Genomic DNA, 26,402 nt, shown 5'->3' with positions numbered 1-26,402 from the left:
CGAAGGAGGACGCGGATGACCGACGCCGGGCTGCTCCGCCCCGGGGCCCACCGGGGCGACGCGCACACGGACGACACCGCCGTGCTCCAGGCGCTGCTCGACGTCGAGGCCGCCTGGGTCGCCGCGCAGGCGGACGCCGGGCTGGCCCCGCGCGCCGCCGCGGGGTCCGCCCGCGCGGCCGCCCGCGCCGCCGACTACGACGCCGGGGACATCGCCCGGCGGGCCGAGGGCGGCGGCAACCCCGTCATCCCGCTCCTCGCCGACTACCGGCGCCGGCTGGGGGAGCTCGACCCCGAGGCCGTGCGCTTCGCGCACCGCGGCCTGACCAGCCAGGACGTCATGGACACCGCCATGATGCTCCTGGTCCGGCGCGCCGCCGAGCCCCTGGGCCGGCAGCTGTCCGGCACCGCGGACGCCCTGGCCCGGCTGGCGCAGGCCCACCGCGGCACCGTCCAGGCCGCCCGCACCCTGACGCAGCACGCGCTGCCCACCACCTTCGGCCTCAAGGCCGCCGGCTGGCTCGCCGGACTGCAGGACCTCGAGGCGGATCTCGCCGGGCTCACCCGGCTGCCGGCGTCCTGGGGCGGGGCCGCCGGCACCCTCGCCGGGAGCATGGCGCTCTTCCCGGGCGCCCCCGACGCCGCCGAGCAGGCCGTCGAGCTGGCCCGCCGCTGGGCCGGCGAGCTGGGGCTGAGCATGCCGGCGCACGTGTGGCACACCAGCAGGCGGCCGGTCCTGCGCACCGCGGAGACCCTGGCCGCCGTCTGCGCGGCCCTGGGCCGGATCGCCAACGACGTGCTGCTGCTCTCCCGCCCCGAGCTCGGCGAGCTGCGCGAACCGGCCGCGGAGGGGCGCGGCGTGTCCTCCGCGATGCCCCAGAAGCAGAACCCGGTGCTCTCCGTGCTGCTCAAGCGCACCGCCCTGACCGCGCCCCAGCTCGTGGCCCAGCTCCACCTCGCCGCCGCCCAGTACGTCGACGAGCGCCCCGACGGCGCCTGGCACACGGAGTGGCCGGCGCTGCGGGAGCTGGCCCGGCTCGCCGTGGCGGCGTCGTCGCACGCGGCCGAGCTCACGGCGGGCCTGACCGTGGACCCCGCCCGGATGCGGGCCAACCTGGACGCGTCCGGGCCCGCCGTGCTCGCCGAGCGGATCAGCGCGGAGCTCGCGCCGCTGCTGCCGCCCGCCGCCGACGGCGCCACGGGGAAGCAGCAGGTCCAGGCGGTCGTGCGCGAGCACGCGAGCGACCGGAAGGGCATGCTCGACGCCCTCGTGGGCCTCGCCGCGGGCACCCGCCTGGCGGACGGCACCCCCGTGGACCGGGGGGTCGTGACCCGGCTGCTCGACCCCGCCGGGTACCTCGGCGCCAACGACCTGCTGATCGACCGGGTGCTCGAACGGCACGACCGGCCGGCGAACGATCCTTCGACCATGTCCGGCGGACACGCCGGGACCAGCGCCAGGAGCACCGCATGAGCGTCCCCGTCCTCACCCTCGTCGAGTTCGCCGACCGGCCGGCACCGTCCCCGCAGGCCCCCCTGCTGGTGCTCGGCCCCTCGCTGGGCACGTCCGTGACGTCGCTCTGGTCGGGCGTGGCCCGGCGGCTCGGGGCCGACGTGCGGGTGCTGGGCTGGGACCTGCCCGGGCACGGCGCCTCCGCGCCCACCGACGAGCCGTTCACCGTGGCCGAGCTCGCCCGGGCGGTGCTGACGGCCGTGGACCGCCACCGCGCGGCGGCCGGGGTCGAGAACGGACCACCGTTCTTCTACGCGGGCTGCTCGATCGGCGGGTGCGTGGGCCGGCAGCTGCTCCTCGACGCCCCGGAGCGGGTCCGCGCCGCCGCGCTGGTCGGCACCGCCGCCCGGGTGGGGGAGCCCGGTGCCTGGGCGCAGCGTGCCGAGCTCGTGGCCGCGGCCGGCACCCCCACCCAGATCGTGGGCTCCGCGCAGCGGTGGTTCGCCCCGGGCTTCATCGAGCGGGACGCGGCCACCACCACGGCGCTGCTGCACGACCTGCAGGACGCCGACCGGTTCTCCTACGCCCGGGCCTGCAAGGCCCTCGCCGCCTTCGACGCGCACGCGGGCCCCGCCCCGGCCGGCGTCCCCGTGCTCGCCGTGGTGGGCGCGCACGACGTCGCGACGCCGCCGGAGTCGGTGGCGCAGCTCGCGGAGGCGACGGGCGGGCGCCTCGTCGTCGTCGAGGGCGCCGGCCACCTGGTGCCCGCCGAGGCCCCGCAGGACGTGGCGCGGCTGCTGGACGAGCACTTCCGCCCGCAGGCCCCCACGACGACCACGACCCCCGAAGGAGCACGAGCATGAGCAGCAACCCCCGGCGCACCGAGCAGGAGGCGCACGCGGACGGCATGGCGGTGCGCCGCGAGGTGCTCTCCGACGCCCACGTGGACCGCGCCGAGGCCGGCAAGGACGCCTTCACCGCCGAGTTCCAGGACTTCATCTCCCGCTACGCGTGGGGCGAGATCTGGACCCGGCCGGGACTGGACCGGCGGATGCGCAGCGCCGTCACCCTGACCGCGCTGATCGCCGCCGGGCACTGGGAGGAGTTCGAGATGCACGTCCGCGCCGCCCTGCGCAACGGGCTGGAGCGGGACGAGATCAAGGAGATCCTGCTGCAGTCGGCGATCTACCTCTCCGTGCCCTCGGCCAACAACGCCTTCAAGCACGCCAAGCAGGTCCTCGACGCCCTCGACGCCGAGGGCGCCTGAGCCCTGCGCGGCCCCGTGCCGCGCCCCGTGCCGGCCGTGCCCCGCGGCCGGCGCCCATGACCCCGACACCCCGTGACACCGGGACCCGACACCCCGGGATCCCGACCCCCGTGACCGACCTGCAACGACGCAAGTGAGGAACACCATGACCCAGGCCTACATCTACGACGCCGTCCGCACCCCCTTCGGCCGCTTCGGCGGCGCCCTGGCGGGCGAGCGCCCCGACGACCTGGCCGCCCTCGTGGTCGGCGAGCAGCTCCGGCGCGCGTCCGCGCTGGACCCCGCCGCGATCGACGAGGTCGTGCTCGGCAACGCCAACGGCGCCGGCGAGGAGAACCGCAACGTCGCCCGCATGGCCACGCTGCTGGCCGGGCTCCCCGTGGAGCTCCCCGGCACCACCGTCAACCGGCTCTGCGGCTCCTCCCTGGACGCCGCGATCATCGCGTCCCGGCAGATCGCCGCGGGCGAGGCCGACGTGATGCTCGTCGGCGGCGTCGAGTCCATGAGCCGGGCCCCCTGGGTGCTCCCGAAGACGGAGAAGCCCTACCCGGCCGGCGACATGACCCTGGCCTCCACCACGCTGGGCTGGCGCCTCGTCAACCCGAGCATGAACTCCGCGTGGACCGTGTCCCTGGGGGAGGCCACCGAGCAGCTCGCCGAGCGGCACGGCATCACCCGCGACCGCATGGACGAGTTCGCGCACCGCTCCCACCAGCTCACCCAGCAGGCCTGGGACGAGGGCTTCTACGCGGACCTCACCGTCCAGGTCCCCGGCACCGAGCTGACCCAGGACGAGTCCGTCCGCGCGTCCTCGACCGTCGAGAAGCTGAGCGGGCTCAGGACCGTCTTCCGCTCGGCGGAGCAGGGCGGCACCGTCACCGCCGGCAACGCCTCGCCCCTCAACGACGGCGCCTCCGCCGCCCTGCTGGGCTCCGAGAGGGCCGCCGAGCTGACCGGCCTGCCGCCGCTGGCCCGCATCGCCGGCCGGGGCGCGGCCGCCAACGAGCCGCAGTTCTTCGGCTTCGCCCCGGTCGAGGCCGCGAACCTCGCCCTGCGGCGCGCCGGGATCGGCTGGGACGACGTCGCCGCCGTCGAGCTCAACGAGGCCTTCGCCGCCCAGTCCCTCGCGTGCGTCGACGCCTGGGGGATCGACCCGGAGATCGTCAACCGGCACGGCGGCGCCATCGCCATCGGCCACCCCCTCGGGGCCTCCGGCACCCGCATCCTCGGCACGCTCGCGCGGTCCCTGCAGGCCTCCGGGCAGCGCTGGGGCGTCGCGGCCATCTGCATCGGCGTGGGCCAGGGCCTCGCCGTCGTGCTCGAGAACGAGAACGCCTGAGACCCGCGAGGGACCCGGGCGAAGAAGACCACCGAAGAGAGGCACAACGCATGCTGAACATCGCAGACAGCTGCGCGCAGGCCGTGGCCCCGATCCACGACGGCGCGACCGTCATGATCGGCGGCTTCGGCGTGGCCGGCCAGCCCGTCGAGCTCATCGACGCGCTGATCGACCACGGCGCCACCGACCTGACGGTCGTGAACAACAACGCCGGCAACGGCGACGTGGGCCTGGCCCGGCTGATCCAGCTCGGGCGCGTGCAGAAGATCATCTGCTCCTTCCCGCGCCAGTCCGACTCGTGGCACTTCGACGAGAAGTACCGGGCCGGGCAGATCGAGCTCGAGGTCGTCCCCCAGGGCAACCTCGCCGAGCGCATCCGCGCCGCCGGCGCCGGCATCGGGGCGTTCTTCACCCCCACCGGCTACGGCACCCCGCTCGCCGAGGGCAAGGAGGTCCGCGAGATCGACGGCCGCCACTACGTCCTGGAGCACCCCATCAAGGCCGACTTCTCCCTGACCAAGGCGCACGTCGCGGACCGGGCGGGCAACCTCGTGTACCGCAAGACGGCGCGCAACTTCGGCCCCATCATGGCCGCCGCGGCCGCCACCTCGATCGTGCAGGTCGCGGAGCTCGTGGAGCGCGGCGGGCTGGACCCCGAGGTCGTCGTGACCCCGGGCATCTACGTGGACACCGTCGTGCGGATCGACGCGCCGGCCCAGACCGACCCCCGAGAGGAGCTCTGACATGAGCGAGAACACCGTGGACGTCGTGCCCATGACGTCCGAGACCCCGCTCGCCCCGGAGGAGCTGGCCCGCCTGGTGGCCCGCGACATCCCGGCCGGCTCCTACGTCAACCTCGGCATCGGCCAGCCGACCCTGGTCTCCAACTACCTGACCGCCGAGGACGACGTCACCCTGCACACCGAGAACGGCATGCTCGGAATGGGCCCCGAGGCCCACGGCGACGAGGTCGACGCCGACCTCATCAACGCGGGCAAGATCCCCGTGGTCGAGACGCCGGGCTGCTCGTACTTCCACCACGCGGACTCCTTCGCCATGATGCGCGGCGGGCACCTCGACTGCTGCGTGCTCGGGGCGTTCCAGGTGGACCGGAAGGGCAACCTCGCCAACTGGCACACGGGCAAGCCGGACGCGATCCCCGCGGTGGGCGGGGCCATGGACCTGGCCACGGGTGCGAAGATGACGTTCGTGATGATGTCCCTGCAGACCAAGAAGGGGCAGTCGAAGCTCGTGGAGCAGTGCACCATGCCGCTCACCGGCGTGGGCTGCGTCTCGCGGATCTACACCGACCAGGCCGTGTTCCTCATCGAGGAGGACGGCGTCTCGGTGCGCGAGACCTTCGGGACGAGCTTCGAGGAGCTCCGGCAGATCGTCGACGTCCCGCTGCGGCCCGCCCGCTGAGCACCGCACCGACCCCGGGGGTGCGGCGGCCGCAACCGGCCGCCGCGCCCCGGACGAGGCCCACAGGAGGCCACCGATGACCGAGCAGGACCCCACCGCCCCGGCGGGGGAGCGGAGCAGCCCTGGACAGTTCGTGCAGTCGCTGGCGCGCGGGCTCGGCGTGATCACGGCCTTCGACGCCCGGCACCCCCGGATGACCCTCAGCGACGTGGCCCGGCGCACCGGGCTCACCCGCGCCACCGCACGCCGGTTCCTGCTCACCCTCGAGGAGCTGGGCTACGTCCGGACCGACGGGCGCCTCTTCGAGCTCACCCCCATGGTCCTCCAGCTCGGCTACTCGTACCTCTCCTCGCTGTCGCTGCCGGCCCTCGCCGCCCCGCACCTCGAGACGCTCTCGGCGCAGGTCGAGGAGTCCACGTCCGCCTCCGTGCTGGACGGCTCCGACATCGTCTACGTGGCCCGGGTCTCCACGCACCGGATCATGACCGTGGCGATCGCCGTGGGCACCCGCTTCCCCGCCCACGCCACGTCCATGGGCCGGGTCCTGCTCGCCGCGCTGGACCCGGAGCAGCTCGCCGGGTACTTCCGCACGGCGCGCATCGAGCGCCTGACCGCCCACACCCTCACCGACCGCGCCGCGCTCGAGGCGGACCTGCAGCAGGTGCGCGCCCAGGGGTGGGCCCTCGTGGACCAGGAGCTCGAGGTGGGGCTGCGCTCCGTCGCCGCCCCGGTGACCGACGGCACCGGCCGCGTGGTCGCGGCCGTGAACGTCTCCATGCGCGTGGGGATGCCCGGCGCGAGCGCCGGGGACCCGGTGGACGACGTCGTGCCGCCCCTGCTCGAGTGCGCCCGGCGGATCTCCGCCGACCTCGCCGCGACCGGACGCTGACCGCACCCCGGGCCCCGCGCCGGCCGCACGGCCCGCGTTTTCCCGCCCCGGCCGGGGTCTGATAGGCTGTCGAGGAATTGAACGGTCATCCCTCGGCGCCCGCCGCCCCTGGAGGCCGGAGAAATCATGGCAGAACGGACTCGGTCCTCTGGTACGCGGTGTGTACCAAAATGCCATCCTTTTCGTCTGCCCAGCTACCTTCGGCGCGGCGACCGTGGTGCCCGCCCGCCGGGCCCACACCGAGCGCCGCACCCGCACCAGGCCCCGGCCGGGAGCGGGGAGCCGAACACCCAGCGGGCCGCTGACGCGTCCCGTCCGATCAGGAGACACTGTGCCTACAATCCAGCAGCTGGTCCGCAAGGGCCGGACCCCGAAGGTCGTCAAGACCAAGGCGCCCGCACTCAAGGGCAGCCCCATGAAGCGCGGTGTGTGCACCCGCGTGTACACCACCACGCCGAAGAAGCCGAACTCCGCGCTGCGCAAGGTCGCCCGCGTGAAGCTCAACGGCGGCGTCGAGGTCACGGCCTACATCCCCGGTGAGGGCCACAACCTCCAGGAGCACTCCATCGTGCTCGTCCGCGGCGGTCGCGTGAAGGACCTCCCCGGTGTCCGCTACAAGATCGTCCGCGGCGCGCTCGACACCCAGGGTGTCAAGGGCCGCCAGCAGGCCCGTTCCCGTTACGGCGCCAAGAAGGAGAAGAAGTAATGCCTCGTAAGGGTCCCGCTCCCAAGCGCCCGCTCGTCGTCGACCCGGTCTACAGCTCGCCGGTCGTCACGCAGCTGATCAACAAGGTCCTCCAGGACGGCAAGAAGTCCACCGCCGAGCGCATCGTCTACGGCGCCCTCGAGGGCGTCCGGGCGAAGTCCGGCGCCGACCCGGTCGCCACCCTCAAGAAGGCCCTGGAGAACGTCAAGCCGGCCCTCGAGGTGAAGTCCCGCCGCGTCGGCGGCGCCACCTACCAGGTGCCCGTCGAGGTCAAGCCGGGCCGCGCCCAGGCGCTGTCCCTGCGCTGGCTCGTCGGCTACTCCAAGATCCGCCGTGAGAACACCATGACCGAGCGTCTGCAGAACGAGATCCTGGACGCGTCCAACGGTCTCGGTGCCGCCGTGAAGCGCCGCGAGGACACCCACAAGATGGCGGAGTCCAACAAGGCCTTCGCCCACTACCGCTGGTAGAATCTTCCAGGCCTGTCGGCCCCATCCGGGCCGGCAGGCCGCCGGCACCATCTCCGAAAGGGAACCACCGTGGCACTTGACGTGCTTACCGACCTCAAGAAGGTCCGCAACATCGGCATCATGGCGCACATCGATGCCGGTAAGACCACCACCACCGAACGCATCCTGTTCTACACCGGTATCTCCCACAAGCTCGGCGAGACCCACGATGGTGCCTCCACCATGGACTGGATGGCGCAGGAGCAGGAGCGCGGCATCACGATCACGTCGGCCGCGACGTCCTGCTACTGGCACGACAACCAGATCAACATCATCGACACCCCCGGCCACGTGGACTTCACGGTCGAGGTCGAGCGCTCCCTGCGCGTGCTCGACGGCGCCGTGGCGGTCTTCGACGGCAAGGAGGGCGTCGAGCCCCAGTCGGAGACGGTCTGGCGCCAGGCCGACAAGTACGACGTGCCCCGCATCTGTTTCGTCAACAAGATGGACAAGCTGGGCGCCGACTTCTACTTCACCGTCGACACCATCATCAACCGCCTCGGCGCCAAGCCGCTGGTGATGCAGCTGCCGATCGGCGCCGAGTCCGAGTTCACCGGCGTGGTCGACCTGCTCACCATGAAGGCCTTCGTCTGGCCGGGCGACTCCAAGGGCGACGTCTCCCTGGGTGCCAAGTACGAGATCCAGGAGATCCCCGCCGACCTGCAGGAGCGGGCCGAGGAGTACCGCAACCAGCTGGTCGAGTCCGTCGCCGAGGCGGACGACGAGCTCATGGAGAAGTACCTGGGCGGCGAGGAGCTCACCCTCGAGGAGCTCAAGGCCGGCATCCGGAAGCTGACCATCAACTCCGAGGCGTACCCGGTGCTGTGCGGCTCCGCGTTCAAGAACCGCGGCGTGCAGCCGATGCTCGACGCCGTCATCGACTTCCTGCCGTCCCCGCTGGACGTCCCGAACGTCGAGGGCCACGCGCTCAACGACGAGGAGGAGGTCCTCACCCGCCCCGTCGACTACAGCGCCCCCTTCTCGGCGCTCGCGTTCAAGGTCGCCTCGCACCCGTTCTACGGGCAGCTGACCTACATCCGCGTGTACTCCGGCAAGGCCGTCAACGGCGAGCAGGTCCTCAACTCGACCAAGGGCAAGAAGGAGCGCATCGGCAAGCTGTTCCAGATGCACTCCAACAAGGAGAACCCGGTCGACGAGATCCGGGCCGGCCACATCTATGCGGCCATCGGGCTCAAGGACACCACCACGGGCGACACCCTGTGCTCCCCGCAGGAGCCGATCGTGCTCGAGTCGATGACCTTCCCGGCCCCCGTGATCTCCGTGGCCATCGAGCCGAAGACCAAGGGCGACCAGGAGAAGCTCTCCACCGCGATCCAGAAGCTCTCCGCCGAGGACCCCACGTTCACCGTGTCCCTCAACGAGGAGACCGGCCAGACCGAGATCGGCGGCATGGGCGAGCTCCACCTGGACATCCTGGTGGACCGCATGAAGCGCGAGTTCCGGGTCGAGGCGAACGTCGGCAAGCCCCAGGTGGCCTACCGCGAGACCATCAAGAAGGCCGTCGACAAGGTCGACTACACGCACAAGAAGCAGACCGGCGGCTCCGGCCAGTTCGCCAAGGTGCAGGTGGCGTTCGAGCCGATCCCGCTGGACGCCGAGGAGCTCTACGAGTTCGACAACAAGGTCACCGGCGGCCGCGTCCCGCGCGAATACATCCCCTCCGTGGACGCCGGCATCCAGGACGCCATGCGCCTGGGCATCCTCGCCGGGTACCCGGTCGTGGGCGTCAAGGCCACGCTGCTCGACGGTGCCTACCACGACGTCGACTCCTCCGAGATGGCGTTCAAGATCGCCGGCTCCATGGTCTTCAAGGAGGGCGCCCGCCGGGCCCAGCCCGTCCTGCTCGAGCCGCTGATGGCCGTCGAGGTCCGCACGCCCGAGGAGTACATGGGCGAGGTCATCGGCGACCTGAACTCCCGCCGCGGCCAGATCCAGTCCATGGAGGACGTGTCCGGCGTCAAGCTGGTCAAGGCCCTCGTCCCGCTGTCCGAGATGTTCGGCTACATCGGCGACCTCCGGTCCAAGACCCAGGGCCGCGCCGTGTACTCGATGCAGTTCGACAGCTACTCGGAGGTTCCCAAGGCCGTCGCCGAGGAGATCGTCCAGAAGAACCGCGGCGAGTAGGCACCACCCCCTCGGCCCCGGCCGGGAATTTCATCAAACAAGTACAGCCAAAGTAGACTTGCAGAGGTTTCAGTACTGCTGAGCGCCTCAAGCTCCCCCCACACCACGCGGCGGGGAAGTGCTGAGCAAGTTTCGACAAATGTTCTAGGAGGAACAACCATGGCGAAGGCCAAGTTCGAGCGCAGCAAGCCGCACGTCAACATCGGCACCATCGGCCACGTCGACCACGGCAAGACGACGCTCACGGCTGCCATCTCCAAGGTCCTGGCCGACAAGTACCCGGACCTCAACGAGCAGCGCGACTTCGGCGCCATCGACTCCGCCCCGGAGGAGAAGCAGCGCGGCATCACCATCAACATCGCGCACATCGAGTACCAGACGGAGAAGCGTCACTACGCTCACGTGGACGCCCCGGGCCACGCCGACTACGTCAAGAACATGATCACCGGTGCGGCCCAGATGGACGGCGCCATCCTCGTGGTCGCCGCCACGGACGGCCCCATGGCCCAGACCCGCGAGCACGTCCTGCTCGCCCGCCAGGTGGGCGTGCCCTACCTGCTGGTGGCCCTGAACAAGTCCGACATGGTCGAGGACGAGGAGCTGCTGGACCTCGTCGAGATGGAGGTGCGCGAGCTCCTCTCCGACCAGGGCTTCGACGGCGACAACGCGCCCGTCGTCCGCGTCTCGGCGCTGAAGGCCCTCGAGGGCGACCCCGAGTGGGTCGCCAAGGTCGAGGAGCTCATGGAGGCCGTCGACGAGAACGTGCCCGACCCCGTGCGCGACATGGACAAGCCGTTCCTCATGCCGATCGAGGACGTCTTCACCATCACCGGCCGCGGCACCGTGGTGACGGGCCGTGCCGAGCGCGGCACGCTGCCCATCAACTCCGAGGTCGAGATCGTCGGCATCCGTCCGGTCCAGAAGACCACGGTCACCGGCATCGAGATGTTCCACAAGCAGATGGACGAGGCCATGGCGGGCGAGAACTGCGGCCTGCTGCTGCGCGGTCTCAAGCGTGACGACGTCGAGCGCGGGCAGGTCGTGTGCAAGCCGGGTTCCATCACCCCGCACACCGACTTCGAGGCCAACGTCTACATCCTCTCCAAGGAGGAGGGCGGCCGGCACAACCCGTTCTACTCCAACTACCGTCCGCAGTTCTACTTCCGGACCACCGACGTCACCGGCGTCATCACGCTGCCCGAGGGCACCGAGATGGTCATGCCGGGCGACAACACCGAGATGACGGTCGCGCTGATCCAGCCGATCGCCATGGAGGAGGGCCTCGGCTTCGCCATCCGCGAGGGTGGCCGCACCGTGGGCTCGGGTCGCGTCACCAAGATCAACAAGTAGTCCCCGGACTGCTCGATCCGCGCGGAACCCCCCGTCGCTCCTGGAGCGGCGGGGGGTTCCGCGCGTCCCGGTCCGGCTCGCCGCGCTCAGCCGGTGAGCTGGTGCAGGCAGAGGACGTTGCCCTCGGAGTCGGTGAACCACGCCGCCTTCATCCCCTCGGCGGTGAGGACGTGGTCCACGGTCCGCAGGCCGGGCAGGTCGTAGTCCTGGAACCGGACGCCCCGGCCCTCGAGCTCGCGCACCGCGGCCTCGACGTCGTCGACCTCGAAGCTGGCCTGCGTCAGCTCCGACGCCGGTGCGTCCGGACGCAGCAGCAGCTGCAGACCGGTGTGCCCGTCCTCGCTGAGCAGCACGCTGTCGGCCTCGAGGTCGGGCCCGGGGGAGAGGCCCAGCGTCTCGTGGTAGAACTGCCGGGCGCGGTCGAGCTCCCTGACGGGAACGATCGCGATCAGTCTCGCGGTGGACAGCATGGGACCCATCTCCTGCGGATGTCGGTGTGCGGACGCGGCCAGGATACGGCCGCGGGCGCCGGCGGGGGTTGCGAAAGGCTCACGGATCCGGCACGGATCCGCACGCGCCCGGTCCCGGAGGCGCGGCCGCGCGTTTGCGCCGGTCTGCCATCTCTGGCAGGATGGAGGACGTTGTTCAAGCGCCGACGCGTGCTCTCAACGGTTCGAACCGGCAGACCCCAGGACACCATCGGGTCCCGAAGCAGAACCGGGGGCCAGCAGCTCGTGGAAGCTGCCACGCACGGACCACATACAGCCCACCCCGCGTAGCGGACCCGGTGCGCCCTCGTGCTCTGCACGAGGCGACACGCCCGAGTTCGGGGGTCGGAGCTCCAGCAGGGTGAGGAACCCGGATCCTTCCGGATTCAGTCTGCGTGGAGGGGCGCCCACCAGGCGGCGCCATGCACAAGGAGTCCCCAGGCTCCGTCACAGGGAAGTACGTTCAAGAAAGAGAGTCACGACGCCATGGCGGGACAGAAAATCCGCATCCGGCTGAAGTCTTATGACCACGAGGTCATCGACGTCTCGGCCCGGAAGATCGTTGAGACGGTGACGCGCGCAGGCGCCACGGTGGTCGGCCCCGTGCCGCTGCCCACGGAGAAGAACGTGTACTGCGTCATCCGCTCGCCGCACAAGTACAAGGACAGCCGTGAGCACTTCGAGATGCGCACGCACAAGCGGCTGATCGACATCATCGACCCCACGCCGAAGGCCGTCGACTCGCTCATGCGCCTCGACCTGCCGGCTGACGTGAACATCGAAATCAAGCTGTAAAGAGGATCGCATCCCAATGACTACCACTTTCGAACGCCAGGTGAAGGGCCTGCTGGGCACGAAGCTCGGCATGACCCAGGTCTGGGACGAGAACGGGAAGTTCGTGCCGGTGACCGTCGTCAAGGCGGACTCCAACGTCGTGACCCAGCTGCGCAACCAGGACCGGGACGGCTACTCCGCCGTGCAGATCGGGTTCGGTGCGATCGACCCCCGCAAGGTCACCCAGCCGCTGGCCGGCCACTTCGAGAAGGCCGGCGTGACGCCGCGCCGCCACGTCGTGGAGCTGCGCACCGCCGACGCGGACACCTACGAGCTGGGCCAGGAGCTCTCCGTCGAGCTCTTCGAGGCCGGCCAGAAGGTCGACGTGATCGGCAAGACCAAGGGCAAGGGCACGGCCGGTGTCATGAAGCGCCACGGCTTCTCCGGCGTCGGCGCCTCCCACGGTGCCCACAAGAACCACCGCAAGCCGGGATCCATCGGCGGCGCGTCCTACCCCGCTCGCGTGTTCAAGGGCATGCGCATGGCGGGCCGCATGGGCGCCGTCCGTCACACGACGCAGAACCTCACCGTTCACGCCGTGGACGCCGAGAACTCCCTGCTGCTCATCAAGGGTGCCCTGCCGGGCCCCAAGGGTTCGGTCGTCCTCGTCCGCACCGCAGTGAAGGGAGCCTGATCAGACCATGGCAACTCAGACCGTCAACGTCGAACTGCCCGCCGAGATCTTCGACGTCCAGACCAACGTGCCCCTGCTGCACCAGGTCGTCGTCGCTCAGCTGGCCGCGGCCCGCCAGGGCACGCACAAGACCAAGAACCGCGCCGAGGTCTCCGGCGCCGGCCGCAAGCCCTTCAAGCAGAAGGGCACCGGCCGTGCGCGCCAGGGCTCGATCCGCGCCCCGCACATGACCGGCGGCGGCGTGGTGCACGGCCCCACCCCGCGCGACTACAGCCAGCGCACCCCCAAGAAGATGAAGGCCGCCGCCCTGCGCGGAGCCCTCTCGGACCGGGCGCGCAACAACCGCATCCACGTGGTCGAGTCGATCGTGGAGGGCACCGTGCCCAACACGAAGACCGCCCGGGAGACGCTGCGCGGACTCTCCGACCGCAAGAGCCTGCTGGTCGTGCTGCACCGCTCGGACGACGTGTCCGCGCTGTCGGTGCGCAACCTCGACGACGTGCACACCCTCTACGCGGACCAGCTCAACACGTACGACGTGCTGGTCTCCGACGACGTGGTCTTCACCAAGGACGCGTTCGAGTCCTTCGTGGCGGCCGCCAGCAAGAAGAAGCAGGAGGACGCCAAGTGAGCGCGACCACCATCAAGGATCCCCGGGACGTCATCATCGCGCCGGTCGTCTCGGAGAAGTCCTACGGGCTCATCGACGAGGGCCGCTACACGTTCTTCGTGGCGTCCGACTCGAACAAGACGCAGATCAAGTACGCCGTGGAGCAGATCTTCGGCGTCAAGGTCGAGTCCGTGAACACCATCAACCGTGCCGGGAAGCGGAAGCGCACGCGCTTCGGCTGGGGTCAGCGCAAGGGCACCAAGCGTGCCGTTGTGACCCTGAAGGAAGGCACCATCGACATCTTCGGCGGTCCGCTCGCCTGAGCGGAGACCACTTTAACGAGGAACTGACACATGGCTATCCGTAAGCACAAGCCGACAACCCCGGGCCGTCGCGGCTCCTCCGTTGCCGACTTCGCAGAAATCACGCGCACGACCCCCGAGAAGTCGCTGGTCCGGCCGCTGCCCAAGAAGGGCGGGCGGAACAACACCGGCCGCATCACCACCCGGCACAAGGGTGGCGGGCACAAGCGCCAGTACCGCGTCATCGACTTCCGTCGCCACGACAAGGACGGCGTCGACGCCAAGGTCGCGCACATCGAGTACGACCCGAACCGCACCGCGCGCATCGCGCTGCTGCACTTCGTGGACGGCTCCAAGCGCTACATCATCGCGCCGAACCGCCTCTCCCAGGGCGACGTCGTCGAGTCGGGCCCCGGCGCCGACATCAAGCCCGGCAACAACCTGCCGCTGCGCAACATCCCCGTCGGCACCGTGATCCACGCCGTCGAGCTCCGTCCGGGCGGCGGCGCCAAGCTCGCCCGCTCCGCCGGCGCGTCCGTGCAGCTCGTGGCCAAGGAGGGCAAGTACGGCCAGCTCCGGCTGCCCTCCGGCGAGATCCGCAACGTCGACGTGCGCTGCCGCGCCACGGTCGGCGAGGTCGGCAACGCCGAGCAGTCGAACATCAACTGGGGCAAGGCCGGCCGCAACCGCTGGAAGGGCGTCCGCCCGACCGTCCGCGGTGTGGTCATGAACCCCGTCGACCACCCGCACGGTGGTGGCGAGGGCAAGACCTCCGGCGGCCGGCACCCGGTCAACCCGAACGGCAAGCCCGAGGGTCGCACCCGCCGCCCCAACAAGGAGAGCGACAAGCTCATCGTCCGCCGTCGTCGTACCGGCAAGAACAAGCGCTAAGGAGCCTGACACATGCCACGCAGCCTGAAGAAGGGCCCTTTCGTCGATCAGCACCTTTATCTGAAGGTCGCCAAGGAGAACGACAAGGGCACCAAGAACGTCATCAAGACGTGGTCCCGCCGCTCGATGATCGTCCCCGACATGCTGGGGCACACGATCGCCGTGCACGACGGACGCAAGCACATCCCCGTGTTCATCACCGAGTCGATGGTCGGGCACAAGCTCGGCGAGTTCGCCCCCACGCGGACCTTCCGCGGCCATGTGAAGGACGACAAGAAGGGCAAGCGCCGCTGATCCTCCGGGATCCCGCAGCGTGAGCACTTCGAGAAGACGAGAGAAGGAAAGCAATGGAAGCCAAGGCATCTGCGCGCTACATCCGCGTGACGCCTATGAAGGCCCGGCGCGTCGTCAACCTGATTCGTGGCCAACAGGCGAATGAGGCTCTGGCGATTCTGAAGTTCGCCCCCCAGGGTGCTTCGGAGCCGGTGTTCAAGGTCCTCCAGTCGGCGGTCGCCAACGCGCGCCAGCTGGCGGACCGCGACGGCCTGCCGTTCAAGGAGGAGGAGCTCGTGGTGAGCGAGGCCTTCGTCGACGAGGGTCCGACCATGAAGCGGTTCCAGCCGCGGGCCCAGGGCCGCGCCTACCGCATCAACAAGCGCACGAGCCACATCACCGTGATCGTGGCGAGCCCTGACAGCGAGGAGGTCCGCTAAGTGGGACAGAAGATCAACCCGCACGGGTTCCGGCTGGGCATCACCACCGACCACGTGTCGCACTGGTACGCGGACTCCACCAAGGAGGGCCAGCGCTACAAGGACTACGTCCGTGAGGACATCAAGATCCGCAAGCTCATGTCCACGGGCATGGAGCGGGCCGGCATCTCCAAGGTCGAGATCGAGCGGACCCGGGACCGCGTGCGCGTGGACATCCACACCGCCCGCCCCGGCATCGTCATCGGCCGCCGCGGCGCCGAGGCCGACCGCATCCGCGGCGAGCTCGAGAAGCTCACGGGCAAGCAGATCCAGCTGAACATCCTCGAGGTCAAGAACCCCGAGGTGGACGCCCAGCTGGTCGCCCAGGGCGTCGCGGAGCAGCTCGCCTCCCGCGTGGCCTTCCGCCGCGCCATGAAGAAGGCCATCCAGTCGGCGCAGCGCGCCGGCGCGAAGGGCATCCGGATCCAGTGCGCCGGCCGTCTCGGCGGCGCCGAGATGAGCCGCTCGGAGTTCTACCGCGAGGGCCGTGTGCCCCTGCACACCCTGCGGGCGAACATCGACTACGGCTTCTTCGAGGCCAAGACCACCTTCGGCCGCATCGGCGTGAAGGTCTGGATCTACAAGGGCGACCTGACCGCGAAGGAACTGGCGGCCCAGCAGGCCGCCGCTCCCTCGCGCGGCCGCGGCGGCGACCGTGACCGTCGTGGCGGTCCCGGCGAGCGCCGCGGCGGCGGCGACCGCCGTCGCCCCGACCGTAACGACCGTGGCGGACGCCGTGAGCGCAACGACTCCGCCGCCTCCCCGGCCCCGGCCGCGGGGGCGACCAACGCAGAGGGTGGTAAGTAAATGCTCATCCCACGTCGTGTGAAGTTCCGCAAGCAGCACCACCCGAAGCGGTCGGGCGCTGCCAAGGGCGGCACCACCGTCGCCTTCGGCGAGTGGGGCATCCAGGCGCTCACGCCGGCCTACGTGACGAACCGTCAGATCGAGGCCGCGCGTATCGCCATGACCCGCCACATCAAGCGTGGCGGCAAGGTCTGGATCAACATCTACCCGGACCGCCCCCTGACCAAGAAGCCCGCCGAGACCCGCATGGGCTCCGGCAAGGGCTCCCCCGAATGGTGGGTCGCCAACGTCAAGCCCGGGCGCGTGATGTTCGAGCTCTCCGGTGTCTCCGAAGAGGTCGCCCGCGAGGCCCTGCGGCTGGCGATCCACAAGCTCCCGATGAAGGCACGCATCGTGCGTCGCGAAGGTGGTGAATGAGAATGGCTGTTGGATCCAAGGATCTGAGCATCGAGAACCTCGCGGCCCTCGACAAGGACTCTCTGGGTGAGGCGCTGCGCAAGGCGAAGGAGGAGCTGTTCAACCTCCGCTTCCAGTCCGCAACCGGTCAGCTCGAGAACAACGGCCGCCTCAAGGCCGTCAAGCGCGACATCGCGCGCATCTACACGGTGCTGCGCGAGCGCGAGCTCGGCATCCGGCCCCAGGCGGGCGCCGCCGAGAACACCGCCGAGAACACCTCCGAGGAGGACGCCAAGTGACCGAGCAGATCAACAACGGGGCCGAGCAGGCCGCCGAGCGCGGTGACCGCAAGAGCCGTCGTGGCTACGTGGTCTCCGACAAGATGGACAAGACCGTCGTGGTCCAGCTGCAGGACAACGTCAAGCACTCGCTGTACGGCAAGGTCATGCGGCGCTCCTCGAAGGTCAAGGCCCACGACGAGCAGAACACCGCCGGCGTCGGCGACCTCGTCCTGATCTCCGAGACCCGTCCGCTGTCCGCCACCAAGCGGTGGCGGATCGTGGAGATCCTCGAGAAGGCCAAGTGATCCTGGCTCGCTAGAGCCGGCCACGGCCGTGACGGCCCGTCCCTCCGCGCGAGGGGCGGGCCGTCCTCCGTTCACCGCCCCGCACGGACGGCCGCTCCGCTGTGCTAGGCTGGTGAGCTTGTATGGGCCGATTTGTCCGCCCGTACGACCCACAGCTCTTCGTGCCAGCGCATAATGACCGCGTGCAGGGCGCCCCCGTGCCACCTGGTGGCGGGTTCAGATGCTCCTGGCATGGAGGGCTGGCCCGGTCCGGCGTGCGACGCCGGGGGAGGGCACATCATCCGACAAGCTGTTCCGCAAGGCCCGCACCGTGCTCTCGATCGGTGTTGGAACCGGCGTGACGACAGGAGTAATCAGTGATTCAGCAGGAGTCGCGACTGAAGGTCGCCGACAACACGGGTGCGAAGGAAATCCTCACCATCCGTGTTCTCGGTGGATCCGGACGTCGCTACGCAGGCATCGGCGACATCATCGTCGCCACCGTCAAGGACGCGATCCCGGGCGGCAACGTGAAGAAGGGCGACGTGGTCAAGGCCGTCATCGTCCGCACCAAGAAGGAGCGCCGTCGTCCGGACGGCTCCTACATCAAGTTCGACGAGAACGCCGCAGTGATCCTGAAGAACGACGGTGACCCCCGTGGTACCCGCATCTTCGGCCCCGTGGGCCGCGAGCTGCGCGACAAGAAGTTCATGAAGATCATCTCGCTGGCCCCGGAGGTGCTCTGACCATGGCGAAGTTCAAGATCAAGACCGGCGACCTGGTGCAGGTCATCTCCGGCAGCAAGGACAACAAGGGCAAGCAGGGCAAGGTCCTGCGCGTGATCCCCGAGACCTCCCGCGTGGTCGTGGAGGGCATCAACGTGATCACCCGCCACCGCAAGGCCTCCATGCAGGGCGAGGCCGGCGGCATCGACAAGGTCGAGGCCCCGATCCACGTGTCCAACGTGGCGCTCGTGGACCCGGAGACCAACAAGCCGACCCGCGTCGGCTACCGCACCGAGACCGTGGAGCGCGACGGACGCCAGAAGACCGTCCGCGTCCGCGTCTCCAAGAGCACCGGCAAGGACCTGTGATGACCGAAACCACCGAGATCAGCGTGTCCCCGCGCTTCAAGGACAAGTACCAGGAGACCGTCGTCCCCGCGCTGCAGGAGCAGTTCGGCTACGGCAACGTCATGGAGATCCCGCGCGTCGTCAAGGTCGTCGTGAACATGGGCGTCGGCGACGCCGCGAAGGACTCGAAGCTCATCGACGGCGCCGTCCGCGACCTCACCGCCATCACGGGCCAGAAGCCGCTCGTGACCCGGGCGAAGAAGTCCATCGCGCAGTTCAAGCTCCGCGAGGGCATGCCGATCGGCGCGCACACCACGCTGCGCGGCGACCGCATGTGGGAGTTCCTCGACCGCCTGGTGACCCTGGCCCTGCCGCGCATCCGCGACTTCCGCGGTCTGTCCGACCGCCAGTTCGACGGCAACGGCAACTACACCTTCGGCCTCACCGAGCAGTCCATGTTCCACGAGATCGACCAGGACCGCATCGACCGGGTCCGCGGCATGGACATCACGGTGGTCACCACCGCGAAGACCGACGACGAGGGCCGCGCGCTGCTGAAGGCGCTCGGTTTCCCCTTCAAGACCAACTAATCTCGCTACGTTCCAGGTCCGGCCGGGCGCCCACGGGCGCCGCCAGGTGCGGAAACCGGGACGAGGAAGGGCACGTGCCCCCAAAATGACAATGACAGATCCTGTCGCGGACATGCTGACGCGTCTGCGCAACGCCAACTCCGCCTACCACGACTCCGTGAGCATGCCGTACTCGAAGCTCAAGGCCCGCGTGGCGGACATCCTCAAGGCCGAGGGCTACATCGCGGACTACAAGGAGGAGGCGGCCGAGGTCGGCAAGACCCTGACGCTCTCCCTGAAGTTCGGCCCCAACCGCGAGCGCTCCATCGCGGGCGTCCGGCGCATCTCCAAGCCGGGCCTGCGCGTGTACGCCAAGTCCACCAACCTCCCCAAGGTCCTGGGCGGCCTGGGCATCGCCATCCTGTCCACCTCTTCCGGGCTGCTGACCGACAAGCAGGCCGCGAAGAAGGGCGTGGGCGGCGAAGTCCTCGCGTACGTCTGGTAACCCGGAACAGAAAGGAAGAGAACATGTCACGTATCGGACGTCTCCCCATCTCTGTGCCGGCCGGTGTGGAGATCAAGGTCGACGGCAACGTCGTCTCCGTCAAGGGCGCCAAGGGCGAGCTGCAGCACACCGTTGCCAGCCCGATCACCGTCGCGCTCGAGGACAGCACCCTCACCGTCACCCGACCCGACGACGAGCGCGAGTCCCGCTCGCTGCACGGCCTCACCCGCACCCTGATCGCCAACATGATCCAGGGCGTCACCCAGGGCTACTCCAAGGGCATCGAGATCGTGGGCACCGGGTACCGCGTGCAGGCCAAGGGCCAGGACCTCGAGTTCGCCCTCGGCTACAGCCACCCGATCACCTTCAAGGCCCCGGAGGGCATCTCGTTCGCCGTCGAGGGCGTCAACAAGCTCTCGGTCAACGGCATCGACAAGCAGCAGGTCGGCGAGGTCGCCGCGAAGATCCGCAAGCTCCGCGCCCCCGAGCCCTACAAGGGCAAGGGCGTGCGGTACGCCGGCGAGCAGATCCGCCGCAAGGCCGGAAAGGCTGGTAAGTAATCATGGCTCTGAAGATCAAGGGCAAGTCCAAGGCCGCCGCCCGCAGCCGCCGCCACGCCCGGGTGCGCAAGCACCTGGCCGGCACGGCCGCGCGCCCGCGCCTGGTCGTCAACCGCTCGGCCCGCCACGTGTTCGTCCAGGTCGTCGACGACACCCAGGGCGTCACCGTCGCCTCGGCCTCGACCATGGAGGCCGACCTGCGCGGTGCCGACGCGGACAAGACCGCGAAGGCCAAGCGCGTGGGCGAGCTCGTGGCCGAGCGCGCCAAGGCCGCCGGTGTCGAGGCCGTCGTGTTCGACCGCGGCGGCAACAAGTACCACGGTCGCGTGGCGGCTGTCGCCGACGGCGCCCGCGAAGGAGGTCTGGCACTGTGAGTGAGCAGAACAACGAGAAGGAAACCCAGGTGACCGAAGCGAGCACCGCCTCCACGGAGGCGACCGGGGCCCAGCAGACCACCGAGACCACCCGTTCCCAGGACTCCCGCGGCGACCGCGGGGGCCGTGGTGAGCGCGGGGGCCGCGGTGAGCGCGGGGGCCGCGGTGAGCGCGGCGGCCGCGGCGGCCGCGGCGGCCGCGACGAGGAGAAGGACAAGTTCCTCGAGCGCGTCGTGACCATCAACCGCGTCTCCAAGGTCGTCAAGGGCGGTCGTCGCTTCAGCTTCACCGCCCTCGTCGTCGTCGGCGACGGCAACGGCATGGTCGGTGTCGGCTACGGCAAGGCCAAGGAGGTGCCGGCCGCGATCTCGAAGGGCGTCGAGGAGGCGAAGAAGAACTTCTTCCGCGTCCCGCGCATCGAGGACCGCACCATCCCGCACCGCGTGCAGGGCGAGGCCGCCGCCGGTGTCGTCATGCTGCGCCCGGCGACCCCGGGTACCGGTGTGATCGCCGGTGGTCCGGTCCGCGCCGTGCTCGAGTGCGCCGGCATCCACGACGTGCTGTCGAAGTCCCTCGGCTCGTCGAACCAGATCAACATCGTGCACGCAACCATCGAGGCGCTCCGCCAGCTCGAGGAGCCGGCGGCCGTCGCGGCCCGTCGTGGGCTGCCGTTGGACGAGGTCGTCCCCGGTCCGTTGCTGCGCTCGATCCAGAAGGCAGGTGCCTGATGTCCGGCAAGCGTATCCAGCCCGACGGCACGGAGCTGCGCATCACGCAGGTCCGGTCGGTGGTCGGCCAGAAGCAGAACATGCGGAACACCCTGCGGTCCCTCGGCCTCAAGCGGCCGGGCAACGTCGTGGTCCGCAAGGCCGACGGCGTGACCGCGGGCATGGTCAACACCGTCGCCCACCTGGTCAAGGTCGAGGAGGCCAAGTAACCATGGCAGAGAACACTGCTGAGAACACCGCCCCGAGCACCGCTCAGGGCAACGAGAAGGTGCACGCCCTCAAGGTGCACCACCTGCGTCCGGCCCCGGGCGCGAAGACCGCCAAGACCCGCGTGGGTCGCGGTGAGGGCTCCAAGGGCAAGACCGCCGGCCGCGGCACCAAGGGCACCAGTGCCCGGTACCAGGTCAAGGCGGGCTTCGCGGGCGGACAGCTGCCGCTGCACATGCGCCTGCCCAAGCTGCGCGGGTTCAAGAACCCGTTCCGCGTGGAGTACCAGGTCGTCAACCTGGACAAGCTCACCGAGCTCTTCCCGGAGGGCGGCGAGGTGACCGTGGACACGCTCGTGGCCCGCGGCGCCGTCCGCAAGAACCAGCCCGTCAAGGTGCTGGGCTCCGGCGAGATCGCGGTCGCGGTCGACGTCAAGGCGCACGCCTTCTCGGGCTCCGCCGCGGAGAAGATCGCCGCCGCCGGCGGCAGCACCACCGCGCTGTGAGCGCGGGCCGCGGGGGCCGGGCGCACGCCCGGCCCCCGCGGCACCCACGGATCAGGCCCCGTCCACGCCAGCGTGGGCGGGGCCTGATCCGTCGGCGGGACGAGCCCGTCGCGTCGGCGCGCGCCCCGGGGGAGTCCCCGGCGCGGCGCGTTCGTTAGACTTGCCGGAGTTCTCCGCGCCCACGCCTGTGCGCGGACCCAGGACCGAGCTCCGCCCCACCACCCCCCGCCGCCGGATGCCGGTCGGACCCAGTCTCTAGGAGGACATGTGCTCAGCGCTTTCGGACGGGCGTTGCGAACCCCCGACCTGCGACGCAAGCTGGGGTTCACCCTCGCCCTCATCGTGCTCTACCGCCTGGGCACGTTCATCCCGGCGCCGGGCGTCGACTACGGCAACGTGCAGCAGTGCCTGGAACTGGGGACCACCACGGGCGGCGTGTACGACATGGTGAACCTCTTCAGCGGCGGCGCCCTGCTGCAGCTGTCGGTCTTCGCCCTGGGCGTGATGCCGTACATCACCGCGAGCATCATCGTGCAGCTGCTGCGCGTGGTCATCCCGCGCTTCCAGGAGCTGCACGAGGAGGGCGCGCAGGGGCAGACGCAGCTGACCCAGTACACCCGCTACCTGACCATCGGCCTCGCGCTGCTCAACGCCACCACGGTGGTCTCGCTCGCCCGGTCCGGGGCCCTGCTGGGGGACTGCCCCCTGCCGATCATCCCCGAGGACACCTGGCTGACCGTGCTGATCATCATCATCACCATGACCGCCGGCACGGCGATCATCATGTGGCTGGGGGAGCGGATCACGGAGAAGGGCGTGGGCAACGGCATGTCGCTGCTCATCTTCACCTCCATCGCCGCGACCTTCCCGTCCGCCCTCGGCGAGATCCTGCGGACCCGGGGCTGGGGCGTGTTCCTCTCGGTGCTGGCCGTGGGGCTCGTGGTGATCACCTGCGTGGTCTTCGTGGAGCAGTCCCAGCGCCGCGTGCCCGTGCAGTACGCCAAGCGGATGGTGGGCCGGCGCACCATCGGCGGCACCACGACCTACATCCCGCTCAAGGTCAACATGGCCGGCGTCATCCCCATCATCTTCGCCTCCTCGATGCTGATGCTCCCCGGCATGCTCGCCCAGTTCGGGATGCCGGACGACGGCACGGACATCCCCGGCTGGGTGAACTGGATCAACAGCTACCTCGTCACCGGCGACCACCCCGTGTACATGGTGATGTACTTCCTGATGATCGTGTTCTTCACGTACTTCTACGTGTCGATCACCTTCAACCCGGAGGAGGTCTCCAACAACATGAAGCGCTACGGCGGCTTCATCCCGGGGATCCGCGCCGGCCGGCCCACCGAGAAGTACCTCGCGTACGTGCTCAGCCGGATCACCTTCCCGGGCGCCCTGTACCTGGGCATCGTGTCGATGATCCCGCTCGTGGCGCTCGTGCTGATCGACGCGAACCAGAACTTCCCGTTCGGCGGGCCGTCGCTGCTCATCATGGTGGGCGTCGGCCTGGACACGGTGAAGCAGATCGAGGCCCAGCTGCAGCAGCGCAACTACGAGGGGCTGCTGCGCTGACCGGCGCCCGGGCGCCCCGCGCCGGGGCGCCCGGGACGTCCCGATAGACTGTGACCGCAGCCACCACCGACCGCAAGGAGACTTCATGACCCGCATGCTCATCATCGGCCCCCCCGGCGCAGGCAAGGGCACGCAGGCCGTGCGCATCTCGGAGCAGCTCGGCATCCCGGCGATCTCCACCGGGGACATCTTCCGGGCGAACATCAAGGGCCGGACCGCGCTGGGCGAGGAGGCCAAGAGCTACATCGACGCCGGCGACCTCGTCCCCGACTCGGTGACCAACCGGATGGTGCGCGAGCGCCTCGCCGAGACGGACACGGCCGACGGCTTCCTGCTCGACGGCTACCCGCGCAACGCCGCGCAGGTGGAGGAGCTCGACGCCATCCTCGCCGAGCTGGGGCAGGAGCTCGACGTCGTGCTGAAGCTGACCGCCGACCGCGACGAGCTCGTCCAGCGGCTCCTCGGGCGCGCCCAGAAGGAGGGGCGCACCGACGACACCGAAGCGGTCATCCGGCACCGTCTCGACGTGTACGACGCGGAGACCGCCGTGGTCGTCGACGTCTACGACCGGCGCGGCATCGTCCGCGAGGTCGACGGCCTGGGGACCGTCGACGAGGTCTCCCAGCGGATCATGGGCGCGCTGTCCTGACGCACCGCCCCGCACCACCGACGCCGTGACACCCCCGGACACCCCCGGGGGTCTCACGTTTAACCCACCACAGCCGCGAGCTCCCGACCCGGAGCGGCTCGGAAGGAAGACCGCATGTTCGGCCGCCGCCGGATCGAGTACAAGACCAATGCCCAGCTGCGCGCCATGCAGCGCGCCGGGGTGGTGACCTCGCGCGCCCTCGACGCCGCCGTGGCGGCCGCCGTCCCCGGCGCGACCACCGCGTCCCTCGACGACGTCTTCCGCGCCGTGCTCGACGAGCACGGGGCGAGCTCCAACTTCCTCGGCTACTTCGGCTATCCCGCCGCGGTGTGCGTGTCCGTCAACGAGGTCGTGGTGCACGGCATCCCCGGGGAGCAGGTGCTGCAGGAGGGGGACATCCTCTCCGTGGACGGCGGGGCGATCGTCGAGGGCTGGCACGGGGACTCGGCGCGCACCGTGCTGCTGGGCCGTCCCGACCCCGCCGACGCCGAGCTCTCCGACGTCACCCGCCACGCCATGTGGCACGGCATCGCCGCGGCGGCGACCGGCACGCACGTCGGCGACATCGGCGCGGCCGTGGAGGACTACGTGCGGAAGGTCTCCGGGCACCGCTTCGGGATCCTCGAGGAGTACGTGGGCCACGGCATCGGCTCCAAGATGCACATGGCCCCCGACGTCCTCAACTTCCGCAGCACCGACCGCGGCCCCCGCCTGCGCGCCGGGATGGCGCTGGCCATCGAGCCGATGCTCGTGCGCGGCGGGATCGGCACCCGCGTGCTCGACGACGAGTGGACCGTGGTCACCACGGACGGCGCCCGCTCGAGCCAGTGGGAGCACTCCGTGGCCCTGCACGCCGACGGCGTCTGGGTGCTCACGGCCGAGGACGGCGGGGCCTCGGAGCTCGAGCCCCTCGGCGTGCGCCCCGTCCCGATCCCGGAGGACCTGCCGTGAGCGCCCGCCCCCCGACCGTCCAGGACCCGCGACCCCGCGAGGAGAACACCGTGGCCCAGCAGCCGCAGCAGACCACCACGACCCGCACGCCCGTCGAGCTGACCGTGAAGCCGCGGCCCGGCCAGCTGACCTTCGCCGCGCCGCGCCGCGGGAAGCCCCCGCGCCACCTCGCCGACTTCGACATGGCGGGCCGCCGGCAGTTCCTGGCCGAGCTGGGCCACCAGCCCTTCCGGGCGGGCCAGCTCTCCCGGCACTACTTCGACCGGTTCGCCACCGCGCCGGAGGACATGACCGACCTGCCCGCCGCGGGGCGGGAGGAGCTCGTGTCCCAGGCCCTGCCGCCGCTGCTGACCACCGTGCGCAGCCTGGAGGCCGACCAGGGCGCCACCGTGAAGAACGTGCACCGGTGCTTCGACGGGGCCACCGTGGAGTCGGTGCTGATGCGCTACACCAACCGGGTCACCATGTGCATCTCCTCGCAGGCCGGGTGCGGCATGAACTGCCCCTTCTGCGCGACCGGCCAGGCGGGCCTGACCCGCAACCTCTCGACCGCGGAGATGGTCGAGCAGGTCGTGCAGGGGGCCCGGATGCTCCGCGGCGGGCGCGTCGGGCGGGCCGAGCAGGAGCCGCTGCGGGTCTCGAACATCGTCTTCATGGGCATGGGGGAGGCCCTGGCCAACTACAAGGCGTCGATCGGGGCGATCCACCGCCTCATCGACCCGTCCCCGGAGGGCCTCGGGATCTCCGCCCGCGGGATCACCATGTCCACCGTGGGCCTCGTGCCCGGCATCCGGAAGTTCACGCAGGAGAAGCTGCCGGTCACCCTGGCGCTGTCCCTGCACGCCCCCGACGACGAGCTGCGGGACGAGCTCATCCCGATCAACACCCGCTGGAAGGTCGACGAGGCCCTCGACGCCGCCTACGAGTACTACCAGGCCACCGGCCGGCGGGTCTCGATCGAGTACGCCCTGATCCGGGACATCAACGACCACGGGTGGCGGGCCGACCTGCTCGGGGAGAAGCTCAACGCCCGCGGCGGGGGCTGGGTGCACGTGAACCCGATCCCGCTCAACCCGACCCCGGGCTCCAAGTGGACCGCGTCCCGGCCGGGCGTGGAGCAGAACTTCGTGGAACGGCTGCGCGCCCACGGCATCCCCACCACCGTGCGGGACACCCGCGGCTCGGACATCGACGGGGCCTGCGGGCAGCTCGCCGCGACCGTCTGAGCGCCGTCGCCCCCGGTCCGCCGGATCCGGCCGGGCCCCCGGGGCCGCCCCCCCCGCGTTGCAGGAGGCGGCCCCGATCCCGTAGAGTGTCCTGTTGGTTGTCTGTGCTCCAGCGATTCC

The 26,402-nt window shown here is 70.3% G+C and carries 36 protein-coding genes; 35 read left to right on the top strand and 1 reads right to left on the bottom strand.

What is annotated here, in order from left to right:
- Positions 1–15: 15 nt before the first annotated feature.
- From RCG67_RS02800 to tuf, 11 genes are all read left to right on the top strand, one after another.
- Complete coding sequence (locus RCG67_RS02800; protein WP_368824744.1) at positions 16–1,473, top strand: lyase family protein; 1,458 nt, start codon at positions 16–18, stop codon at positions 1,471–1,473.
- Positions 1,470–2,315 (top strand): alpha/beta fold hydrolase, encoded by an 846-nt coding sequence (locus tag RCG67_RS02795; RefSeq protein ID WP_368824743.1) that lies wholly within the window; start codon positions 1,470–1,472, stop codon positions 2,313–2,315. Before RCG67_RS02800 ends, RCG67_RS02795 begins: the two co-directional genes overlap by 4 nt.
- The gene (pcaC, locus tag RCG67_RS02790; protein WP_058872521.1) at positions 2,312–2,719 is read left to right on the top strand and encodes a 4-carboxymuconolactone decarboxylase; all 408 of its coding nucleotides are present in this window, start codon (positions 2,312–2,314) and stop codon (positions 2,717–2,719) included. The genes RCG67_RS02795 and pcaC overlap by 4 nt, the downstream gene beginning before the upstream one ends.
- Before the next feature lie 145 nt (positions 2,720–2,864).
- On the top strand, positions 2,865–4,058 hold the full coding sequence (locus RCG67_RS02785; protein ID WP_368824742.1) for a thiolase family protein: 1,194 nt from the start codon (positions 2,865–2,867) through the stop codon (positions 4,056–4,058).
- Positions 4,059–4,108: 50 nt separating this feature from the next.
- On the top strand, positions 4,109–4,801 hold the full coding sequence (locus RCG67_RS02780) for a 3-oxoacid CoA-transferase subunit A (RefSeq protein WP_368824741.1): 693 nt from the start codon (positions 4,109–4,111) through the stop codon (positions 4,799–4,801).
- Position 4,802: 1 nt separating this feature from the next.
- Positions 4,803–5,480 carry a 3-oxoacid CoA-transferase subunit B gene (locus tag RCG67_RS02775; RefSeq protein WP_058872524.1) on the top strand — a complete coding sequence of 226 codons (678 nt, stop codon included), beginning with the start codon at positions 4,803–4,805 and terminating at the stop codon, positions 5,478–5,480.
- A 76-nt stretch (positions 5,481–5,556) separates the two neighbouring features.
- Entirely contained in the window at positions 5,557–6,369 is an 813-nt protein-coding gene (locus RCG67_RS02770) for an IclR family transcriptional regulator domain-containing protein (protein WP_368824740.1), read from the top strand.
- A 331-nt stretch (positions 6,370–6,700) separates the two neighbouring features.
- Positions 6,701–7,075 carry a 30S ribosomal protein S12 gene (gene rpsL / locus RCG67_RS02765; protein ID WP_017833291.1) on the top strand — a complete coding sequence of 125 codons (375 nt, stop codon included), beginning with the start codon at positions 6,701–6,703 and terminating at the stop codon, positions 7,073–7,075.
- Positions 7,075–7,545 carry a 30S ribosomal protein S7 gene (rpsG, locus tag RCG67_RS02760; protein ID WP_017833292.1) on the top strand — a complete coding sequence of 157 codons (471 nt, stop codon included), beginning with the start codon at positions 7,075–7,077 and terminating at the stop codon, positions 7,543–7,545. Before rpsL ends, rpsG begins: the two co-directional genes overlap by 1 nt.
- A gap of 69 nt (positions 7,546–7,614) precedes the next feature.
- Entirely contained in the window at positions 7,615–9,729 is a 2,115-nt protein-coding gene (gene fusA, locus RCG67_RS02755; RefSeq protein WP_368824739.1) for an elongation factor G, read from the top strand.
- 159 nt (positions 9,730–9,888) lie between these two features.
- Positions 9,889–11,079, top strand: coding sequence for an elongation factor Tu (tuf, locus tag RCG67_RS02750; RefSeq protein ID WP_058872527.1), 1,191 nt, complete (start codon positions 9,889–9,891; stop codon positions 11,077–11,079).
- 86 nt (positions 11,080–11,165) lie between these two features.
- On the opposite strand, the gene RCG67_RS02745 is transcribed toward tuf, so the two are convergent.
- The gene (locus tag RCG67_RS02745) at positions 11,166–11,549 is read right to left on the bottom strand and encodes a VOC family protein (protein WP_368824738.1); all 384 of its coding nucleotides are present in this window, start codon (positions 11,547–11,549) and stop codon (positions 11,166–11,168) included.
- Between the two features lie 504 nt (positions 11,550–12,053).
- Between RCG67_RS02745 and rpsJ the strand changes: the two genes are divergently transcribed.
- From rpsJ to rlmN, 24 genes are all read left to right on the top strand, one after another.
- On the top strand, positions 12,054–12,362 hold the full coding sequence (gene rpsJ / locus RCG67_RS02740) for a 30S ribosomal protein S10 (protein WP_003803825.1): 309 nt from the start codon (positions 12,054–12,056) through the stop codon (positions 12,360–12,362).
- Positions 12,363–12,378: 16 nt separating this feature from the next.
- Positions 12,379–13,035: a 50S ribosomal protein L3 gene (rplC, locus tag RCG67_RS02735; RefSeq protein ID WP_017833296.1), complete on the top strand. Its 657-nt coding sequence runs from the start codon at positions 12,379–12,381 to the stop codon at positions 13,033–13,035.
- Between the two features lie 7 nt (positions 13,036–13,042).
- A complete protein-coding gene (rplD, locus tag RCG67_RS02730; RefSeq protein ID WP_368824736.1) occupies positions 13,043–13,666 on the top strand; it encodes a 50S ribosomal protein L4 in 624 nt (207 codons plus the stop codon).
- Positions 13,663–13,968: a 50S ribosomal protein L23 gene (gene rplW / locus RCG67_RS02725; RefSeq protein ID WP_058872529.1), complete on the top strand. Its 306-nt coding sequence runs from the start codon at positions 13,663–13,665 to the stop codon at positions 13,966–13,968. The genes rplD and rplW overlap by 4 nt, the downstream gene beginning before the upstream one ends.
- A 30-nt stretch (positions 13,969–13,998) precedes the next feature.
- Positions 13,999–14,838 carry a 50S ribosomal protein L2 gene (gene rplB / locus RCG67_RS02720; RefSeq protein WP_058872530.1) on the top strand — a complete coding sequence of 280 codons (840 nt, stop codon included), beginning with the start codon at positions 13,999–14,001 and terminating at the stop codon, positions 14,836–14,838.
- Positions 14,839–14,850: 12 nt separating this feature from the next.
- Positions 14,851–15,132 (top strand): 30S ribosomal protein S19, encoded by a 282-nt coding sequence (gene rpsS / locus RCG67_RS02715; protein WP_058859361.1) that lies wholly within the window; start codon positions 14,851–14,853, stop codon positions 15,130–15,132.
- A gap of 53 nt (positions 15,133–15,185) precedes the next feature.
- On the top strand, positions 15,186–15,551 hold the full coding sequence (gene rplV / locus RCG67_RS02710) for a 50S ribosomal protein L22 (protein WP_017833301.1): 366 nt from the start codon (positions 15,186–15,188) through the stop codon (positions 15,549–15,551).
- A complete protein-coding gene (rpsC, locus tag RCG67_RS02705; RefSeq protein WP_368824735.1) occupies positions 15,552–16,397 on the top strand; it encodes a 30S ribosomal protein S3 in 846 nt (281 codons plus the stop codon).
- Positions 16,398–16,814, top strand: coding sequence for a 50S ribosomal protein L16 (rplP, locus tag RCG67_RS02700; RefSeq protein ID WP_017833303.1), 417 nt, complete (start codon positions 16,398–16,400; stop codon positions 16,812–16,814).
- Positions 16,815–16,816: 2 nt separating this feature from the next.
- Positions 16,817–17,092, top strand: coding sequence for a 50S ribosomal protein L29 (gene rpmC, locus RCG67_RS02695; RefSeq protein ID WP_344119386.1), 276 nt, complete (start codon positions 16,817–16,819; stop codon positions 17,090–17,092).
- On the top strand, positions 17,089–17,379 hold the full coding sequence (gene rpsQ, locus RCG67_RS02690; protein WP_058872533.1) for a 30S ribosomal protein S17: 291 nt from the start codon (positions 17,089–17,091) through the stop codon (positions 17,377–17,379). Before rpmC ends, rpsQ begins: the two co-directional genes overlap by 4 nt.
- 356 nt (positions 17,380–17,735) lie before the next feature.
- Complete coding sequence (gene rplN, locus RCG67_RS02685; protein ID WP_017833306.1) at positions 17,736–18,104, top strand: 50S ribosomal protein L14; 369 nt, start codon at positions 17,736–17,738, stop codon at positions 18,102–18,104.
- Between the two features lie 2 nt (positions 18,105–18,106).
- On the top strand, positions 18,107–18,451 hold the full coding sequence (rplX, locus tag RCG67_RS02680; RefSeq protein ID WP_058872534.1) for a 50S ribosomal protein L24: 345 nt from the start codon (positions 18,107–18,109) through the stop codon (positions 18,449–18,451).
- On the top strand, positions 18,451–19,020 hold the full coding sequence (rplE, locus tag RCG67_RS02675) for a 50S ribosomal protein L5 (protein ID WP_017833308.1): 570 nt from the start codon (positions 18,451–18,453) through the stop codon (positions 19,018–19,020). Before rplX ends, rplE begins: the two co-directional genes overlap by 1 nt.
- 85 nt (positions 19,021–19,105) lie before the next feature.
- A complete protein-coding gene (gene rpsH / locus RCG67_RS02670; protein ID WP_017833309.1) occupies positions 19,106–19,504 on the top strand; it encodes a 30S ribosomal protein S8 in 399 nt (132 codons plus the stop codon).
- A 23-nt stretch (positions 19,505–19,527) separates the two neighbouring features.
- The gene (gene rplF / locus RCG67_RS02665) at positions 19,528–20,064 is read left to right on the top strand and encodes a 50S ribosomal protein L6 (RefSeq protein ID WP_058872535.1); all 537 of its coding nucleotides are present in this window, start codon (positions 19,528–19,530) and stop codon (positions 20,062–20,064) included.
- A 2-nt stretch (positions 20,065–20,066) separates the two neighbouring features.
- Positions 20,067–20,438 carry a 50S ribosomal protein L18 gene (rplR, locus tag RCG67_RS02660; protein ID WP_058872536.1) on the top strand — a complete coding sequence of 124 codons (372 nt, stop codon included), beginning with the start codon at positions 20,067–20,069 and terminating at the stop codon, positions 20,436–20,438.
- Positions 20,435–21,166, top strand: a complete 732-nt coding sequence (gene rpsE / locus RCG67_RS02655; RefSeq protein ID WP_368824734.1) for a 30S ribosomal protein S5 — start codon at positions 20,435–20,437, stop codon at positions 21,164–21,166. The genes rplR and rpsE overlap by 4 nt, the downstream gene beginning before the upstream one ends.
- A complete protein-coding gene (gene rpmD, locus RCG67_RS02650; RefSeq protein WP_017833313.1) occupies positions 21,166–21,375 on the top strand; it encodes a 50S ribosomal protein L30 in 210 nt (69 codons plus the stop codon). The genes rpsE and rpmD overlap by 1 nt, the downstream gene beginning before the upstream one ends.
- Positions 21,376–21,377: 2 nt before the next feature.
- The gene (gene rplO / locus RCG67_RS02645; RefSeq protein ID WP_082696880.1) at positions 21,378–21,878 is read left to right on the top strand and encodes a 50S ribosomal protein L15; all 501 of its coding nucleotides are present in this window, start codon (positions 21,378–21,380) and stop codon (positions 21,876–21,878) included.
- A gap of 267 nt (positions 21,879–22,145) precedes the next feature.
- A complete protein-coding gene (gene secY, locus RCG67_RS02640) occupies positions 22,146–23,456 on the top strand; it encodes a preprotein translocase subunit SecY (protein WP_368824733.1) in 1,311 nt (436 codons plus the stop codon).
- Between the two features lie 85 nt (positions 23,457–23,541).
- A complete protein-coding gene (locus RCG67_RS02635; RefSeq protein ID WP_368824732.1) occupies positions 23,542–24,105 on the top strand; it encodes an adenylate kinase in 564 nt (187 codons plus the stop codon).
- A 114-nt stretch (positions 24,106–24,219) separates the two neighbouring features.
- Positions 24,220–25,056, top strand: coding sequence for a type I methionyl aminopeptidase (gene map, locus RCG67_RS02630; protein ID WP_368824731.1), 837 nt, complete (start codon positions 24,220–24,222; stop codon positions 25,054–25,056).
- A gap of 50 nt (positions 25,057–25,106) precedes the next feature.
- On the top strand, positions 25,107–26,282 hold the full coding sequence (gene rlmN / locus RCG67_RS02625; protein WP_368825124.1) for a dual-specificity RNA methyltransferase RlmN: 1,176 nt from the start codon (positions 25,107–25,109) through the stop codon (positions 26,280–26,282).
- The last annotated feature ends 120 nt before the right edge of the window (positions 26,283–26,402 follow it).

This window comes from Kocuria cellulosilytica (assembly GCF_040981245.1).
In the GTDB taxonomy this organism is placed as follows: Bacteria; Actinomycetota; Actinomycetes; order Actinomycetales; family Micrococcaceae; genus Kocuria; species Kocuria cellulosilytica.
Note: the sequence above shows the minus strand (reverse complement) of the source record. Positions and strands in the feature narration are given on the sequence as shown.

Bases quoted from the DNA above. Each gene is read 5' to 3' on its own strand.
- rplR (WP_058872536.1), top strand. From the start codon at position 20,067: ATGGCTCTGAAGATCAAGGGCAAGTCCAAGGCCGCCGCCCGCAGCCGC.
- rpmC (WP_344119386.1), top strand. From the start codon at position 16,817: ATGGCTGTTGGATCCAAGGATCTGAGCATCGAGAACCTCGCGGCCCTC.
- rpsJ (WP_003803825.1), top strand. From the start codon at position 12,054: ATGGCGGGACAGAAAATCCGCATCCGGCTGAAGTCTTATGACCACGAG.
- rplE (WP_017833308.1), top strand. From the start codon at position 18,451: ATGACCGAAACCACCGAGATCAGCGTGTCCCCGCGCTTCAAGGACAAG.
- rpsH (WP_017833309.1), top strand. From the start codon at position 19,106: ATGACAATGACAGATCCTGTCGCGGACATGCTGACGCGTCTGCGCAAC.
- rplD (WP_368824736.1), top strand. From the start codon at position 13,043: ATGGCAACTCAGACCGTCAACGTCGAACTGCCCGCCGAGATCTTCGAC.
- RCG67_RS02775 (WP_058872524.1), top strand. From the start codon at position 4,803: ATGAGCGAGAACACCGTGGACGTCGTGCCCATGACGTCCGAGACCCCG.
- rplO (WP_082696880.1), top strand. From the start codon at position 21,378: ATGGCAGAGAACACTGCTGAGAACACCGCCCCGAGCACCGCTCAGGGC.
- rplP (WP_017833303.1), top strand. From the start codon at position 16,398: ATGCTCATCCCACGTCGTGTGAAGTTCCGCAAGCAGCACCACCCGAAG.
- rpmD (WP_017833313.1), top strand. From the start codon at position 21,166: ATGTCCGGCAAGCGTATCCAGCCCGACGGCACGGAGCTGCGCATCACG.
- RCG67_RS02785 (WP_368824742.1), top strand. From the start codon at position 2,865: ATGACCCAGGCCTACATCTACGACGCCGTCCGCACCCCCTTCGGCCGC.
- pcaC (WP_058872521.1), top strand. From the start codon at position 2,312: ATGAGCAGCAACCCCCGGCGCACCGAGCAGGAGGCGCACGCGGACGGC.
- RCG67_RS02780 (WP_368824741.1), top strand. From the start codon at position 4,109: ATGCTGAACATCGCAGACAGCTGCGCGCAGGCCGTGGCCCCGATCCAC.
- rplB (WP_058872530.1), top strand. From the start codon at position 13,999: ATGGCTATCCGTAAGCACAAGCCGACAACCCCGGGCCGTCGCGGCTCC.
- rplC (WP_017833296.1), top strand. From the start codon at position 12,379: ATGACTACCACTTTCGAACGCCAGGTGAAGGGCCTGCTGGGCACGAAG.
- RCG67_RS02795 (WP_368824743.1), top strand. From the start codon at position 1,470: ATGAGCGTCCCCGTCCTCACCCTCGTCGAGTTCGCCGACCGGCCGGCA.
- rplV (WP_017833301.1), top strand. From the start codon at position 15,186: ATGGAAGCCAAGGCATCTGCGCGCTACATCCGCGTGACGCCTATGAAG.
- RCG67_RS02800 (WP_368824744.1), top strand. From the start codon at position 16: ATGACCGACGCCGGGCTGCTCCGCCCCGGGGCCCACCGGGGCGACGCG.
- rpsG (WP_017833292.1), top strand. From the start codon at position 7,075: ATGCCTCGTAAGGGTCCCGCTCCCAAGCGCCCGCTCGTCGTCGACCCG.
- RCG67_RS02745 (WP_368824738.1), bottom strand. From the start codon at position 11,549: ATGCTGTCCACCGCGAGACTGATCGCGATCGTTCCCGTCAGGGAGCTC.
- tuf (WP_058872527.1), top strand. From the start codon at position 9,889: ATGGCGAAGGCCAAGTTCGAGCGCAGCAAGCCGCACGTCAACATCGGC.
- RCG67_RS02770 (WP_368824740.1), top strand. From the start codon at position 5,557: ATGACCGAGCAGGACCCCACCGCCCCGGCGGGGGAGCGGAGCAGCCCT.
- rplX (WP_058872534.1), top strand. From the start codon at position 18,107: ATGGCGAAGTTCAAGATCAAGACCGGCGACCTGGTGCAGGTCATCTCC.
- map (WP_368824731.1), top strand. From the start codon at position 24,220: ATGTTCGGCCGCCGCCGGATCGAGTACAAGACCAATGCCCAGCTGCGC.
- rpsS (WP_058859361.1), top strand. From the start codon at position 14,851: ATGCCACGCAGCCTGAAGAAGGGCCCTTTCGTCGATCAGCACCTTTAT.
- rplF (WP_058872535.1), top strand. From the start codon at position 19,528: ATGTCACGTATCGGACGTCTCCCCATCTCTGTGCCGGCCGGTGTGGAG.
- RCG67_RS02635 (WP_368824732.1), top strand. From the start codon at position 23,542: ATGACCCGCATGCTCATCATCGGCCCCCCCGGCGCAGGCAAGGGCACG.